This window comes from Micromonospora sp. WMMD710, assembly GCF_029626045.1.
Lineage (GTDB): Bacteria > Actinomycetota > Actinomycetes > Mycobacteriales > Micromonosporaceae > Micromonospora.
Window position 1 is genome coordinate 2,394,217 of record NZ_JARUBD010000001.1, and the last position, 15,037, is coordinate 2,409,253.

The 15,037-nt window shown below is 73.1% G+C and carries 15 protein-coding genes and 1 pseudogene; 9 read left to right on the forward strand and 7 right to left on the reverse strand.

Going from position 1 to position 15,037, the window contains the following annotated elements; genetic code table 11:
* Positions 1–14 precede the first annotated feature (14 nt).
* Both O7620_RS11060 and O7620_RS11065 read left to right on the forward strand, forming a co-directional pair.
* Entirely contained in the window at positions 15–977 is a 963-nt protein-coding gene (locus O7620_RS11060; protein ID WP_278122968.1) for a helix-turn-helix transcriptional regulator, read from the forward strand.
* Between the two features lie 57 nt (positions 978–1,034).
* On the forward strand, positions 1,035–1,697 hold the full coding sequence (locus O7620_RS11065) for a DUF6624 domain-containing protein (RefSeq protein WP_278122969.1): 663 nt from the start codon (positions 1,035–1,037) through the stop codon (positions 1,695–1,697).
* Between the two features lie 12 nt (positions 1,698–1,709).
* On the opposite strand, the gene O7620_RS11070 is transcribed toward O7620_RS11065, so the two are convergent.
* A complete protein-coding gene (locus O7620_RS11070) occupies positions 1,710–3,098 on the reverse strand; it encodes a PLP-dependent aminotransferase family protein (RefSeq protein ID WP_278122970.1) in 1,389 nt (462 codons plus the stop codon).
* Here O7620_RS11070 and O7620_RS11075 point away from each other — a divergent pair.
* Positions 3,097–4,050 (forward strand): DMT family transporter, encoded by a 954-nt coding sequence (locus O7620_RS11075; protein WP_278122971.1) that lies wholly within the window; start codon positions 3,097–3,099, stop codon positions 4,048–4,050. The genes O7620_RS11070 and O7620_RS11075 overlap by 2 nt on opposite strands.
* On the opposite strand, the gene O7620_RS11080 is transcribed toward O7620_RS11075, so the two are convergent.
* A complete protein-coding gene (locus tag O7620_RS11080) occupies positions 4,047–4,433 on the reverse strand; it encodes a helix-turn-helix domain-containing protein (RefSeq protein WP_151487897.1) in 387 nt (128 codons plus the stop codon). The genes O7620_RS11075 and O7620_RS11080 overlap by 4 nt on opposite strands.
* Before the next feature lie 96 nt (positions 4,434–4,529).
* Between O7620_RS11080 and O7620_RS11085 the strand changes: the two genes are divergently transcribed.
* Complete coding sequence (locus O7620_RS11085) at positions 4,530–5,387, forward strand: SDR family oxidoreductase (protein WP_278122972.1); 858 nt, start codon at positions 4,530–4,532, stop codon at positions 5,385–5,387.
* A gap of 241 nt (positions 5,388–5,628) precedes the next feature.
* Here the strand turns inward: O7620_RS11085 and O7620_RS11090 are convergent, their stop codons facing one another.
* Positions 5,629–6,327, reverse strand: a complete 699-nt coding sequence (locus tag O7620_RS11090) for a helix-turn-helix domain-containing protein (RefSeq protein WP_278122973.1) — start codon at positions 6,325–6,327, stop codon at positions 5,629–5,631.
* A 78-nt stretch (positions 6,328–6,405) separates the two neighbouring features.
* Between O7620_RS11090 and O7620_RS11095 the strand changes: the two genes are divergently transcribed.
* A complete protein-coding gene (locus O7620_RS11095) occupies positions 6,406–7,311 on the forward strand; it encodes an ion transporter (protein WP_278122974.1) in 906 nt (301 codons plus the stop codon).
* Between the two features lie 35 nt (positions 7,312–7,346).
* Positions 7,347–7,700: a TraR/DksA C4-type zinc finger protein gene (locus O7620_RS11100; RefSeq protein WP_278122975.1), complete on the forward strand. Its 354-nt coding sequence runs from the start codon at positions 7,347–7,349 to the stop codon at positions 7,698–7,700.
* A 45-nt stretch (positions 7,701–7,745) separates the two neighbouring features.
* Here O7620_RS11100 and O7620_RS11105 read toward each other — a convergent pair whose 3' ends face one another.
* A complete protein-coding gene (locus O7620_RS11105) occupies positions 7,746–9,140 on the reverse strand; it encodes an NAD(P)-binding domain-containing protein (protein ID WP_278122977.1) in 1,395 nt (464 codons plus the stop codon).
* Between the two features lie 14 nt (positions 9,141–9,154).
* Complete coding sequence (locus tag O7620_RS11110; RefSeq protein ID WP_278122978.1) at positions 9,155–9,652, reverse strand: GNAT family N-acetyltransferase; 498 nt, start codon at positions 9,650–9,652, stop codon at positions 9,155–9,157.
* Between the two features lie 101 nt (positions 9,653–9,753).
* Between O7620_RS11110 and O7620_RS11115 the strand changes: the two genes are divergently transcribed.
* From O7620_RS11115 to O7620_RS11125, 3 genes and pseudogenes are all read left to right on the forward strand, one after another.
* Positions 9,754–10,152, forward strand: a complete 399-nt coding sequence (locus O7620_RS11115; protein WP_225854110.1) for a metalloregulator ArsR/SmtB family transcription factor — start codon at positions 9,754–9,756, stop codon at positions 10,150–10,152.
* Positions 10,149–11,213 (forward strand): annotated as a pseudogene (gene arsB / locus O7620_RS11120) (ACR3 family arsenite efflux transporter); the annotation flags it as partial. The gene O7620_RS11115 and the pseudogene arsB, both read left to right, overlap by 4 nt.
* 33 nt (positions 11,214–11,246) lie before the next feature.
* Positions 11,247–11,648: an arsenate reductase ArsC gene (locus O7620_RS11125; RefSeq protein ID WP_151487878.1), complete on the forward strand. Its 402-nt coding sequence runs from the start codon at positions 11,247–11,249 to the stop codon at positions 11,646–11,648.
* Positions 11,649–11,681: 33 nt separating this feature from the next.
* Here the strand turns inward: O7620_RS11125 and O7620_RS11130 are convergent, their stop codons facing one another.
* A complete protein-coding gene (locus tag O7620_RS11130; RefSeq protein WP_278122979.1) occupies positions 11,682–13,142 on the reverse strand; it encodes a hypothetical protein in 1,461 nt (486 codons plus the stop codon).
* The gene (locus tag O7620_RS11135) at positions 13,139–14,995 is read right to left on the reverse strand and encodes a dynamin family protein (protein WP_278126949.1); all 1,857 of its coding nucleotides are present in this window, start codon (positions 14,993–14,995) and stop codon (positions 13,139–13,141) included. The genes O7620_RS11130 and O7620_RS11135 overlap by 4 nt, the downstream gene beginning before the upstream one ends.
* Positions 14,996–15,037 lie beyond the last annotated feature (42 nt).

Below are 15,037 nucleotides of genomic sequence, written 5' to 3' on the forward strand. Positions count from 1 at the left end.
GACGGAGACAGCGGATGACGTCACCAGTGCAGACCCAACGGTTCGACAGCCGCGATCCGGCGGCCATCCACCGTTTCCTGGCCAGCACGTACGACACGGATCTGCGGATCCGTGCCGGAGAGACCGGATACCACCTCGTCCACCAGCGCGTCGACACCGGCCCGTTCGCCCTCGCCACCGCCAGTCAGACCGCACACCTCGACATCGAGGTGGAAGACCTCGGCGGGTTGGCCGTCTGTCGCGCCCGCACCGCCCTGATCGACCGCACCTGCGAAGGGTCGGCCCACCGGTTCGGCCCCGGCGACGTCTTCCTCGCCACCCGGCCGGGCCGGCCGTTCAACCTCCACTGGGAGCCCGGCCAGGTGGAACTGTGCGTCCTGGACCTCGGGGTGCTGACGCAGGTGGCGACCGCCGCACCGGCCCGGCGGCCCGGCCGGATCCGGTTCACCGACCTCGGTCCCGCCAACGCGCTCCTCGCGCGACAGTGGCGAAAGACCACCAGCTACGTCAGCGACGTGGTGCTGGGCAACCCGAGCGCCAGTGTCCAGCCCCTGGTGGTCGGCAACGCCGCGCGGATGCTCGCCGCGGCGGCACTCGCGATCTTTCCCAACACGGCGTTCACCGACGAGACCGCCGAGGACCGGCACGACGCCAGCACCGCCACCCTGCGCCGCGCCATCGCCTTCCTGGAGGAGAACGCCGACCGGGACATCAGCGCGGCCGACATCGCCGGTGCCGCCGCCGTCTCCCTGCGGGCGGTGCAGCTCGCCTTCCGTCGCCATCTCGGCACCACCCCGATGGCGTACCTACGCAGGATCCGGCTCGACCGGGCCCACCACGACCTGGTACGCGCCGACCCTCGACAGGAGACGGTGTCGGCGATCGCCAGTCGATGGGGGTTCGCCAGCCACAGCAGGTTCACCGCCCGCTACCACGCCAGTTACGGCGTGCCGCCCCGCGAGACGCTCCATGCCTGAGGTCACGCCCGGACGCACGCCTTGTGAGGCGACCCCGCACCGGCGAGAATCGGCGTCGTGAAGCTCCCGCCGCGGGTCGCGCTGCCGCTGGTGAGCCTGATGATCCTCGCCGCGTGCGACACCTCACCCGGGTCCGGGGCGACGGGCAGCACGCCCTCGGCATCCCCCGCGACCTCCTCGCCGACGACCCCGCCGACGACCCCGTCCGCCGTGCCGGCCTCTCCCGTCGCCTTCGACAAGGCGCTGCACGACGAGTTGATCGCGATGCTGGAGCGCGACCAGGCCGACCGCGAGGGCACCCCGCAGACCGAATCCGACCAGGACCGCACCGCCCGCCTCAAGGACATCCTGCGCACACACGGCTGGCCGACCTTCGCTCTCGTCGGCGCGGACGGCGGCAACGCCGCCTGGGCCATCGCCCAGCACTCCGACCTGGATCCCGCCTTCCAACAGGAGGCGCTGGGCCTGCTGCGCGCGGCCGTCGCCGCCCGCCAGGCGTCGCCGGGCAACCTGGCGTACCTGGAGGACCGGGTCGCGGCCGGCAGGGGCGAGCCCCAGGTGTACGGCACACAGATCCGCTGTGGACCCGACGGCCCCGTGCCGGCGACCCCGATCCGGGACGAGGCGGGTGTCGAGCGGCGCCGGGCCGACGCCGGCCTGCCGACGCTGGCGAGCTACCTGGCCGAGATGACCACGATCTGCGCCCAGGACACCAACTAGACCCGTGCCGGCTCAGCGCAGGGCGCGGGCGAGGCGGCGGACCGCCTCGTCCATGAGGTCGGGTGCGGCGGCCGCGTAGGTGAGGCGCAGGTGCGCGGCCGGGGGTTCGGCGGCGTACCAGGGGCGGCCCGGAAAGACGATGACGCCCTCGGCGGCAGCCGCTGCGGCCACCGCCGCGTCGTCGGCGCCGTCGGGCAGGCCGACCCAGAGATGCAGGCCCCCGCGCGGGATCGACCGCGGGTACACGTGGGGAAGGTGTCGACGCAGCGCGGCCAGCAACGCCTCGCGGCGGGCCCGGAGCGCCGTGCTCAGGGCCCGGCGGTGCCGCGGCCACGCCGGGGAGGTGAGGAACTCCAGCGCCGCCTGTTGCAGTGGACCGGCCACGAAGAAGTCGTCGAGCAGGCGGGCCGCCCGCAGGCGGGCACCGGCCGGGCCGCGGGCGCCGATCGCGGCGACGCGCAGCCCGGGCGCGGTCGACTTGGTCAACGAGCGCAGGTAGATGACGTGCCCGTCGGGGTCGTCGGCGGCCAGCGGCGGTGGGGCCGGACCGTCGATGGTGAGGTCGCGCGCGTAGTCGTCCTCGATCAGGAACGCCCCGGCGTCGCGGACCGCGTCGGCGACCTGCGCCCGACGGTCGCCCGCCAGGGTCGCGCCGTGCGGGTTGGCGTGCAGTGGCTGGCAGTAGAAGAGCCGCGCCCCGGTGCGGGCGAACGCCGCGACGAGCTGGTCGGGGCGTACCCCGTCGGCCTCCGCCGGCACCGGCACCACCCGGAGTCCGGCCGCCCGGGCCACGGCCAGCGCGCCCAGGTAGGTCGGCGACTCGACGAGCAGGGCGTCGCCGGGGGCGGCGAGCGCCCGCAGCGCCGACGACAGCGCGGCCTGCCCGCCGGGGCAGATCACCATGTCCTCGGCCCGCAGGCCGGCCCCGGCCTCGCGGGCGAACCAGGCGCGCAGGTCCTCGCGCCCCTCGACCGGCCCGCGCTGCCAGGTCGCGGGCTGACGGGCGGCACGGGTGAGGGCGGCGCCGAGCGCGGCGGCCGGCTGGAGATCCGCGTCCAGGTAACCACCGGAGAGCGGGATCGCACCGGCGCGGGGTAGCGCCAGTAGCGCCTGCATCTCGTCCTCACCGGCCGGGCGGGGGCCGAGCGCGACGGTCTGCCAGGACAGGTCGGGTACGCGCCGCTCGTCCGGCGGGGCGGCCACGAAGGTGCCCCTGCCGGGTCGCGCCTCGATCAGCCCCTGGGCCACCAACCGGCGGACGGCCTCGGCGACGGTGACCGGCGAGGCCTGGTGCCGGGCGGTCAGCTCCCGGACCGAGGGCAGCCGGGTGCCGGGTGCGGCGGCGGCCACCAGCCGGCGTAGATCTTGGATAACGCGCTGCGCTGCGTTATCGTTCTCCATGAGGGACAAGAGTAGCGCTACTGCAGCCGCCACGATAACAACGGATCGGGCCGGCGGCCTCGCCCTCGGCGCGCTGGGCGTGCTCGGTTTCAGCCTCTCGCTGCCCGCCACCCGCCTCGCCGTGCAGCAGCTCGATCCGTGGTTCGTCGCGTTCGGTCGGGCCGTCGGCGCGGGGCTGCTGGCGTGGGCGTACCTCCGGCTCACCGGCGCGCCGCGGCCCACCCGGGGGCAGTGGTGGCGACTGGTGGTCGTCGCCCTCGGCGTCGTGGTCGGCTTTCCGTTGTTCACCTCACTGGCGCTTCTCACGCAGACCGCGGCGCACGGCGCGGTCGTCATCGCCGCGCTGCCCGCCATGACGGCCGTGTTCGCGGTGCTGCGCGCCGGCGAACGTCCGCCACCGCTGTTCTGGGTCGCCAGCGCCGGCGGACTGCTGGCGGTGCTCATCTTCCTCGGTGCCAGTGGTGCGGTACGCGGCGCGCTCACCCGGCCCGACGCGTTCCTGCTCGCGGCGGTCGTGCTCTGCGGGCTGGGCTACGCCGAGGGTGGCGCGCTCGCCCGCGAGATGGGCGGCGCCCGGACGATCTGCTGGGCGTTGCTGCTCGCGCTGCCCGCGACGGTGCCCATCACGGTCGTCGCCGCGGTGGCCGACCGGCCGCACGCCGACGCCGTCGGGTGGTCGGCGTTCGGCTACCTGACCGTCGTCTCGATGTTCCTGGGCTTCTTCGCCTGGTACGCGGGCCTGGGCCGGGGCGGCATCGCACAGGTCGGCCAGGTCCAGCTCGCGCAGCCGGTGCTCACCCTCGGGTGGTCGGCGCTGCTGCTCGGCGAGAGCGTCACCCCCGCCTCGATCGGGGCGGCGCTGGTGGTGCTGGGATGCGTCGTGGTGATCCAGCGCACCCGCCGGTCGGCGCGCCCGGCGGGTGCGGACCGACCCAGTCCCGCTCGGGTCTAGTCCCGCTCGCGCTCGCGGGCCGTCTGCAACTCGGGAACCGCCGCCTCCAGCAGGTCGGCGAGGCCGCGTAGCTGCTCGGCGACCCGCGTGCCGAGGGGGGTCAGCGAGTATTCGACGCGCGGCGGGATCGCGGTGAGCACCTCGCGGGTGAGCATGCCGTCGCGTTCGAGGGTCTGCAGGGTCTGGGAGAGCATCCGCTCGCTGACCCCGTCGATGCGCCGGCGTAGCGCGTTGAACCGGTACCGGCCCTCGCCGAGCGCGAGCAGGGCGAGCGAGGCCCACTTCGAGGTGACGTCCTCGAAGGCGGCGCGGGAGGTGCAACCCCGCGCGAAGACATCGCTGACGAGTTCCTGGGTAGGCCCCGCCGGGTCCTGGGCCGGCATGTCGTTCACCTCACCAGCCTACCCGACGCTTACCAACCAATAGTGCTGTAGATTCGTAAGTGCTTGCAGATCATCATCGCCCTACCGGAGGTTTCCATGCCCACCTATGCCGTCACCGGCGCCACCGGCCGGCTCGGCCGCCTGGTGATCGAGCAGCTGCTCGACACCGGCGCGCCCGCCAGCGAGATCGCCGCCATCGTCCGCACCCCGGAGAAGGCCGCCGACCTGGCCGCACGCGGGGTCGAGGTCCGCCGGGCCGACTACGACGACCCGTCGACGCTGCCCGGCGCCGTGGCCGGCGTCCGCCGCCTGCTGCTGATCTCCGGTGACACGCCCGGCCAACGGGTCGCCCAGCACACCGCGGTCATCGACGCGGCCAAGCTCGCCGGCGTCGAGCGCCTGGTCTACACCAGCATCCTGAAGGCCGACACCACCACGAACCCGCTCGCGCCGGAGCACAAGGCCACCGAGGAGGTCCTCGCCGCGTCGGGCCTGCCGTACACGGCGCTGCGCAACGGCTGGTACACCGAGAACTACACCGACCAGCTCCCGCAGTACCTGCAGACCGGCGCGATCCTCGGCGCCACCGGCGGCAGCAAGGTCTCCGCCGCGCCCCGGGTCGACTACGCGGCCGCCGCGGCGGCGGCGCTGACCCGCGAGGAGGACGGCAACGCCGTCTACGAGCTGGGCGGCACCGCGTTCACCTTCGACGAGCTGGCCGACGCCGTCAGCGAGGTCACCGGCACCACGGTCGTCCACCGCGACCTGTCGGCCACCGAGCTGGCGTCAACCCTGCAGAACGTCGGGCTCGACGCCGGCACCGCCGGGTTCGTCGCCGCGCTCGACCACTCGATCGCCCTCGGTGAGCTGGCGACCGACAGCGACGACCTCAGCCGGCTGATCGGCCGGCCGAGCACTCCGCTGCGCGACGCCATCCGGGCCGCGCGGGCCTGACCCGGCCGCGGTTCGTCCGGGCGGGCCACGGGGGTACGCCCTCGTCGCCCGCCCGTCGCGCGGTCACTCCGCCTCGTCGTCCGGTTCGGTGAGGTCGGCCAGCATGTCGGCCGCGTCCCGGTTGCCGCTGTCGGCGAGCCGTCGAAGTTCGCCGACATCGGCCCTCTCGGCCGCCAGCTCGACGAGCTGGTCGACCGCGTCCCGGTCGCCCCGGACGGTGGAACGCCCGACCGCGCTCGGCTCAGGTCGCTTCCGGTTCCGGGGATGCGGTGAGCAACCCGGTCAGCAGGCTGCGCAGCGCCCGCTCGAAGAGGTCCGTGCGGGGCGGTGCCGCCGGGAGTTGGCGGAACGCCGCGACCAGATGCGGGTACGCCGCGAGGTCCGCGCCGGCGAAGCCGGGCGGCTCGGCCGCCTCGCTGCGGGCGAAGAGGCTCACCACACCGGTCATCATGGCGATCGCCTCGAACTTGGCGGTGACGGCGCACCCCGCGGGTTCCAGGATCCGGATGCAGGTGTCGAACCAGGCCAGGCTCTCGGGGCCGACGCCGGACGGCCGGTGAATCACGTCCAGCAGCCACGGGTGGGCGCGGAACAGTGCCAACTGCCGGCGGGCCAGCAGCAGCATCGTGTCCAGCCAGTCGACCTCCGCCCGCGGGTACGGCCGCAGCTCCCCCACGACCCGGTCCGTCATCAGGTCCAGGAGGTCGTCGCGGGACGACAGGTACCGGTAGAGCGAGCCGGCGCCGGTGCCGAGCACGTTGGCGACGGCGCGCATGGACACCGCGGCGATCCCCTCGGCGTCGGCCAGGATGATGGCGGCCGCGACGATGGCCTCGCGGCTGTGCGTCGGGGCGGGGCCACGGCTGCCCCGTTCGGGTCTGGCCCAGATCGGCTGCCGGTCGGTGTCGCGGTCGCCGGGTCTCCGGGGTGCGTCGGTCACCGACCACTCTAAATTGCGAACGATGTTCGCAGTTAACGGGTCCGTCCGCGTTCCCTGATCTTGGCTAGGCTGGCGGCCATGCCCCCGCACCGCCGGCCCGCGCTGGCCGACGCCTGCGCGCGGCTCGCCCGATCACGTCCCTTCGAGATCGGCATCGTCGTCGTCATCCTCGCCAACGGGATCGTCCTCGGCCTGGAGACGTACGACGGGCTGATCCCCGCGGGCACCGCGCTGCACGGACTGGAGCTGCTGTTCCGCGCCGTCTTCGTCGTGGAGATCGGCATCCGGCTGGCGGCCTACGGCCGACGTCCGCAGGACTTCTTCCGGCACGGCTGGAACGTCTTCGACTGCGTCGTGATCGCGGCCATCTTCATCCCGGGCCTGCACGGCGACTCGGCGCTCCTGCGCGTCGTGCGGGTCGCCCGGATGGTCCGGCTGGTGCGGTTCTCGCCGGGCCTACGCACCATCGTCTCCGCGCTGTGGCGCAGCCTGCCGGGTGTCACCGGGTTCCTCGCGCTGGCCGTGGTGACGCTCTACGTGTACGGGATGGCCGGCTGGCTGATCTTCGGCAACCGCTACCCCGACGAGTACGGCGACATCGGACGGTCGCTGCTGACGTTGTTCGTGCTGCTGTCGCTGGAGACACTGCCCGACCTCATCGAGCAGGGCCTGGCCATCTCACCGTGGACGGTGTTCTACTACGTCAGCTACGTGGTGATCACCGTCAACCTGCTGCTCAACATCCTCATCGCGGTCATCGTCAACTCGATGGAGGAGGCACGCCGGCTGGAGATGACCGAACGGCTGGCCCCCGGCTACGACGAGGACGGCGACGGCGTACCCGACGAGGTGGACCGCATCGCGCTCACCCAGCGACTGGACGACCTGCGGGCGGTCATCGCCGAGCTGGAACGGGAGCTGCGCATCGACCGGGAGGACGGGCACGGCCGGGCGCACCGCGAGGACGCCCACTCCAGGCGGTGATCCGGCGCCGTCCTGCGGCGTACCGTGGAAGCGCCATGACCTCCGAATCCAGCGCCATCCGTGCGGACCTCCGTCGACGACGTGACGAGACCGCGGCCCAGGTGGCCGCACTGGAGGACGACCTGCGGAGCCTCTTCGAGGCGTCCCGGTCGTCCAACGCCGACGACGAACACGACCCCGAGGGCAGCACGATCGCGTTCGAACGGGCACAGCTCACCGCCGTCCTGGACGCGGCACGCCGGCGCCTCGCCGATCTGGACGCGGCCCTGGACCGCGTCGACGCCGGTGGCTACGGCGTGTGCGAACGGTGTTCCCGCCCGATCCCCGCCGAGCGGCTGGCCGCCCGTCCGTCGGCGCGTACCTGTGTGGCCTGCGCCGAGCGACGGTGACGGCGCCCCACCGGACCAGGCGGGCCGCCGTCACCGTGCAGGTGGTCAGCTGGCGCAGCAGCCGCCGGCGGACGCGCTGTCGACGGCGACGAGGCTGAGCAGCCCTCCCGTGACGCCGGTCGCCAGCCCTCGTCCGGCCGGCTCGGGCTCCGCCGCCGACGCGCAGCAGCTGTCGCTCGTCGCCGAGTCGGCCGCGGTGCTGGTGCACACGCCGGTCTCGGGAAGGTCGAGCTGGACGTCGCGGGCGGCGGCCCAGTCCCCGGCGAGGGCCGCGACGACGGAACGGACCTGCTCGTAGCCGGTGGCCATGAGGAACGTCGGCGCCCGACCGTAGGACTTCATGCCGACGGCGTGGTAGCCGCTCTCCGGGTGGGTGAGTTCGTCGACGCCGTGCGGAGGCACGGTGCCGCAGGAATGCTCGTTCGGGTCGATCAGCGGGGCGAGCGCGCGGGTGGCGCCCAGCACCGGGTCCAGGTCCAGCCGTAGCTCGGAGGTGATCGAGTGGTCGGGGCGGAAGCCGGTGGCGGCGACGACCCGGTCCACGAGCACCGACTCCTCGCCGCCGTCGGCGTGCCGGACGACCACCTTGACGCGCCCGCCGGCCGGGGTGAGGGCGTGCACCCAGAAGCCGGTGAGCAGCCGGATCCGGCCGGCGTCGACGTGCTCGCGCAACCGCGAACCGAGCGCACCGCGCGCCGGCAGCGCGTCGGCGTCCCCGCCGCCGTATGTCCGGGCGGGCGTGGCGGTGCGGATCGCCCAGGTCACCTCGGTGTCGGGCTCGGCGGCGGCCAGGTCCGCCAGGGACAGCAGGGTGTTCGCCGCGGAGTGGCCGGCGCCCACCACGAGGGTGTGCCGGCCGGCGAAGCGGTCCCGGTCGACGCCGAGCACGTCGGGCAGCGCGTGCTCCAGGTACGCGGCGACATCGGCCTCACCCCGGGCGGGCAGGCCGGACGCCCCGAGGACATTCGGGGTGCCCCAGGTGCCGGAGGCGTCGATGACGGCGCGAGCCAGCAGCTCGGTGCCGTCGGCGAGGCGGACCAGGAACGGGGTGGTGTCGCGGCCGGCGCTGCGCAGCCGGTCGAGGCCGAGGCGGCTGATCGCCTGGACCCGGGCGCCGTAGCGCACGTGCGGCTTGAGCTGCGGCAGCTCCGCGAGCGGCTGGAGGTAGGCGGTGGCCAGCTCCGCCCCGGTCGGCAGTGCTTCCGGGTCGGGGGCGACCCAACCGGCCTCGTCGAGGAGCCGACGGGCGGCCGGGTCGATGTTGTAGCGCCAGGGCGAGAAGACCCGGACGTGCCCCCACTGCCGCACGGCGGCGCCGGGGGTGTCGCCGGCTTCCAGAACGGTGTACGGCAGGCCGCGTTCGTGCAGGTGAGCGGCGGCGGCGAGACCGGTCGGGCCGGCACCCACGACCAGGACGGGAAGATTGTCCAGAGCGTTCATCGGGAGACTCCTTGTCAGGTGACGGTGGGGCTGCGGCGTTCCAGCAGGACGACGTCGCGCCAGCGGCCGTGGTGGCGGCCGACCCGCTCCCGCACGCCGATGACGCGGAAGCCGGCCCGCTCGTGCAGGGCCAGGCTCGGGGTGTTCTCCGGGAAGATGCCGGACTGGATCGTCCAGATGCCGGCGGCCTCGGTCGACACGATCAGCGTGTCGAGCAGCAGTCGGCCGACCCCGCGCCCCTGGGCTGCCGGGCCGACGTAGACGGAGTGTTCGACCACTCCGGCGTAGACCGGGCGGCTCGATGTCGGGGTGACGGCGATCCAGCCGAGGATGGTGTCGTCGGGCTCGACGGCCACGAAGCGGTGCTCGGTCAACCGGCTGGCGTCGAACGCGGCCCAGGTCGGGGCGGTCACCTCGAAGCTGGCGTTGCCGGCGTCGAGGCCGGCCTGGTAGATCGCCAGGACCCGGTCGGCGTCACGGGTGGCCATCGGACGCACGGTGAGGGTGGCCATGGGCGGGCTCCGTTCGGTGTCGGCGCGCTTCGCGGGCACTGTCTCGACGTCTGTCGAATCAGACACTTGCACACTGATTAGATCTCTGTCAACCTAGAGCAATGTCGAAACAAGCGGCCGTGGACGCGCCCTGCTGCCCGCCCCTGACCGAACGGCGTGTGCCGGCCGAGACCGCCGCCGTGCTCGCCCCCGCGTTCAAGGCGCTCGGCGACCCGGTCCGTCTCCAACTGATGTCGATGATCGCCTCGGCCGAGGGCGGGGAGATCTGCGTGTGCGACCTGACCCCCGCGTTCGACCTGACCGGCCCGACCATCTCGCACCACCTGCGGACGCTGCGCGAGGTGGGGCTCGTCGACGCCGACCGCCGCGGCACCTGGGTCTACTACCGCGCTCGCCCGACCATCCTGCGCCAGCTCGCCGGGTTGCTCGGCGCCCTGCCCGCCGGTGACACAGTCGACGAGCCGCCGCACCAGGCACCGGCCCGACGGGATTGTTCGTGAGCACCGGCACGATCCCCCGGACCGACCCGGCCGGGAGTGCGGTGGTCGGTCGCCTCTCCCGACTCGACCGGTTCCTGCCGGTCTGGATCGGGCTGGCCATGGTCGCCGGGCTGCTCCTCGGCCGGCTGATCCCCGGCCTGGACAGCGCGCTCGACTCGGTGACGATCAGCGGCATCTCGCTGCCCATCGCGATCGGCCTGCTGATCATGATGTACCCGGTGCTGGCGAAGGTCCGCTACGACCGGCTCGACACCGTCACCGGTGACCGGCGGCTGCTGGTGTCCTCACTGGTCCTCAACTGGCTCGTCGGTCCCGCCGTGATGTTCGCCCTGGCCTGGATCTTCCTGGCCGACCAGCCCGCGTACCGCACCGGTCTGATCATCGTCGGCCTGGCCCGCTGCATCGCCATGGTCATCATCTGGAACGACCTCGCCTGCGGCGACCGGGAGGCCGCCGCCGTCCTGGTCGCGCTCAACTCCGTCTTCCAGGTCGTCGCCTTCGGCCTGCTCGGCTGGTTCTACCTCTCGGTGCTTCCCGACTGGCTGGGGCTACCCGGCGCCGAGCTGACCATCTCCGCCTGGGACATCGCCCGCAACGTGCTCATCTTCCTCGGCATCCCGCTGCTCGCCGGCTACCTCACCCGCCGCCTCGGCGAACGCGCGAAGGGCCGCACCTGGTACGAGGCCCGCTTCCTGCCCAGGATCGGTCCCGCCGCCCTCTACGGCCTGCTGTTCACCATCGTGATCCTGTTCGCCCTCCAGGGCGACGCCATCACCAGCCGCCCCCTGGACGTCGCCCGCATCGCCCTGCCCCTGCTGGTGTACTTCGCGCTCCTGTGGGCCGGCTCCTACGCCCTCGGCCGGGCCATCGGTCTCGGCTACGAACGCTCCACCACCCTGGCCTTCACCGCCGCCGGCAACAACTTCGAACTCGCCATCGCCGTCGCGATCGGCACCTTCGGCGTCGCCTCCGGCCAGGCCCTCGCCGGGGTCGTCGGCCCGCTGATCGAGGTGCCCGTCCTGGTCGGACTGGTCTACGTCTCGCTGTGGGCGCGCCGCCGTTTCTTCACCACCGGACGATCGAGAGGCACCATCATGAGCGACAAGCCCAGCGTCCTGTTCGTCTGCGTGCACAACGCCGGCCGGTCCCAGATGGCCGCCGGCTGGCTGCGCCACCTCGCCGGTGACGCCGTCGAGGTCCGCTCGGCCGGCTCCGCGCCGGCCGAGACGGTCAACCCCGCCGCCGTGCAGGCCATGCGGGAGGTCGGCATCGACATCACCGACCAGACCCCCAAGCTCCTGGAGTACGCCACCGCGGAGTCGTCGGACGTCATCATCACGATGGGATGTGGGGACGCCTGCCCGGTCTTCCCCGGCAAGCGCTACGAGGACTGGAAGCTCGATGACCCGGCCGGCCAGGGCGTCGAGGCCGTCCGACCGATCCGCGACGAGATCCGTGACCGGGTGGAGAAGCTCCTCGCCGGGCTTGCCCGCTAGGACCTCCCGCACACCACGCGCCGGGACGGCGTCTCAGCGGCCACCGGCGGCCAACTCGGCGAGCATCCCCTCGCAGCTGCGGACGACCACCTCCGCGCCGCGTCGCTGGGCCAGCGGGAGCACCGGATCCTCCGCCCGGTCCCGCCACCGCCACTGCGCGTCGGCGGCGACCTCCCAGAGCCGTTGCGCGGTCGCCTCGTGCTCGACGCCGAGTCGGGCGGCGAGCCCCACCCCGTCGCCGCCGATCAGCCGCTGCGCCTCCGCGGCCAGCTCGGCGTCGAACCCGAGTCGGGTGTGGCGCAGCGCCACCAACAGGCGCAACTCCCGGAACTCGTGGGCGCCGGCGAGGATCTGCTCGATCGCGCCGGCCAACTCGTCGGAACCCCGCACCGGTTCGGCCCGCAGCAGGGCCTCCACGGCGGCCAGCGCCGACCGGGCCTTGAGCGTGTCGCGGCGGTCGATGAAGCAACGGGTCATCGACTCCCGCAGCTCGGTGAGCCCGCTGCGCCGGATGAGTTCGGCGGAGAGCTTCACCCGGTCGTCGAAGCCGGACCGGATCAGGGTGGTCGCCAACCGGATCCCGAAGAGCCCGAAGCGGTCCAGCAGGGCGGTGCGCGACTGCGGGTCCATCGCGACCGGCAGCTCGCCACGGCTGAAGCGGTCGGCGGAGAGCAGGTGGGCGTCCAACTCCGCCCGGGGCACCCGGGCCAGCGTCGCGAGGGCGGCGACATCCGACTCACTGAGCATCCGACCGGCCAGGCCGATCGACCCGCTGCACGCCACCACGTTCACGGCGAGGGCGCCCACCCGGGGATCGCGGTAGTGCCGTCGAGCCAGTTGACGTGCGGTGAGCAGGCCGTCGATCCGGCCACCGCCGGTCTCGTCGGCCCGGGACAGCACCATGATCACGTTCACCGGGGCGGCCTGACCGACGGCGCTGTCCCGGCCGGACTCCAGCACCCGCAGATCGCTGTCACGACCATCGCGGGTCAGGAACAGCACCGCGTCCGCGTCGCGCAGCACCCGATCCATCACCGACACGCGGCCCCGCTCACCGGCGCCGGTCAACGCCGGGGTGTCGATCAGCGTGACCTGGCGCAGAGCCCGCGTCGGCCACTGCACCACGATGTCGCGTACCTCCCCCGCGCGCCAGCCCAGATCCACCCGCATCCCGGTCGCCGACTTCACCACGGTCAGCTCCTGCGCGGGCTGACCGACCGGGTACGCGGTGGCGCGCGGCGCGGCGCCGTCCTCGTACCAGGTGAAGGCGCCATCGGCGCCCTCGACCGGCGCGACCTCCTCACCCATCAGCGCGTTGAGCACCGTCGACTTCCCGCACCGCCAGGGGCCGGCGACCGCGATCCGCAGCGGCTCCTCCAGCCGGGCCACCTGGTGGCGCAACTGCCCGACGGCCCGGGGATTGTCCCGGTAGAGGTCGAGGGCCTGGTGCAGCAACCCCCACGCCGCCTCGTCCAGACGCACCCCGACGGTCATGCCCGAGGCTCCAACTGCACCCCAGTGGCACGGGCACCGCTCAACTGTTGGGCCTGCTCGTAGAGCGCGGCCAACCGGGTCATCTTCAGTCGGATCTCGCGCTGCCGCTGCTCGCGGAGGGCGACGTCGGTGTCGGCCTCCTGCTTCGCGCTGCGGAACGACTGGACGATGGCCTCCTGAAGCTCCTCGGTGAGCCCGGTGAAGTGGTCCCGCAGCATCCGCTGCACCTGCCGCACGGCGTCGCGGCAGTCCCGGATGACGCGTACGAAGACGTCGTCGACGTGCCGCTGGATGGCCGTCTTCACGGTCGCCTGCCGACGGCGCAGCAGTTGCTTGCTCTCGTCACGGATGCTCTTGCCGCCGAACAGCGCGCCGATGCCGACCGAGACCGGGTTGATCATCGGCATTCCGGCCAGGGTCGTCGCCAGGCCGAACATCAGCATGCCGCCGTACGAGCCCTTCATGCCGGTGAACAGCTTCTGACCGGTGGTGAACCGGTCGACCTTCGGCCGCTCCAGCTCGGGCAGTCGTTCGCCGATGTCGTCCGGCATCGTCATCGACCACGGTGGCAGCACGTCGTAGCCGTAGCGGGTGAAGTTGGCGGCCACCCGGCGGGCGATCCAGTCGCAGCGCTGGATCAGCCACTCGTGGTTCGCCTCCGCCGCCTCCACCAGGCTGCGCTCCAGCCAGTCCTGGAAGGTGTCCCAGGCGACCAGCGGATCCGCCGTGTCGAACGCCTCGTCCACCGCCCGCAGGATCTGCCGGGTCCGGTCACGCAGGTCGTACTCGATGTCGGAGAGCAGGTCGGCGACCTCGTCGTTCAGGGTGTTCTGCCAGCGGGTGGAGCAGCGGCGCAACTCGTCCACCTCACGCTGGGCGGCGTGCAGACGGGAGATCGGCCCGGACTGCTCCTCGGCCTCCTGGGTCGCCAGCTCGGCACGCAGCGGCGCCGCCAACTGCTCCACCACCGTCCGGGCCACCGCCTGCACCGCCACCCGGGCCACCTGATCGGCCTTGCCGGACATGTCCCGCTGCAACCGGGCGATCAGCGCGGGGAAGCCGGACTCCGCATTGAGGACCCGGTCATCGGCGGCGGCCGCGCGCAGCCGCAACGCCGCCGAGACCGGGATGACCGGCGCCGGGATGCCGGCGTCGGCCAGGTGCTGCCGGTTGCGCTCGGCCACCGCACGCCAGTCCGCCACGAGGTCGGTCTTGCTCTGCACCACCACCACGTTCGGGTGCGAACGCATGACGTGCAGCAGCATGTCCAGCTCGGTGACGGAGAGTTCCCGGGTGGAGTCGGTAACCAGCAGTACCGTGTCCGCGCGGCCGGGAGACGCGACCGTACCCGCGCCACCGACAGCGGCGACCTCGTCGGTGCCGGGAGTGTCCACCAGCACCAGTCCGGCACTGAGCAGGGCGCGGGGCACGCCGATCTCGACGTACGCCGGACCGCCCCCCGGCCGACGCCCGACGGTGCCGGCCACCCCCGCCGCGACCTGGTTGAGCGCCACCGGCGTCCGCTCGATGGCGACGGCGGCCGCGGTGCCGGCGGGCCGCCCCGGCGCCGGTGGCGGAGCCTGGGCCACCGCGGCGTACGCGGCCTCGGCGTGCTGCACCACGGTCGGCAGGACGGTGGTGCGACCGTCGCCCACCGGGCAGGCCGGCGCGTTGATGATCGCGTTGATCAGCTGACTCTTGCCCTGGTTGGGCTCGCCGACGACCAGGACGCGCAGCTTCGGGTCCAGCAGCTGGGCACGCTTCTGCCGCACTGTCTGGAGCAGGTCGTCCCGCCCGTGAGAGCTGCACGTACGGGCGATCTCGTCCAGCACGTCCAACCAGATCCCCGCCATCACCGCACCAAGTGTGCTGATTTCGGCTCAATTATCAAGAGG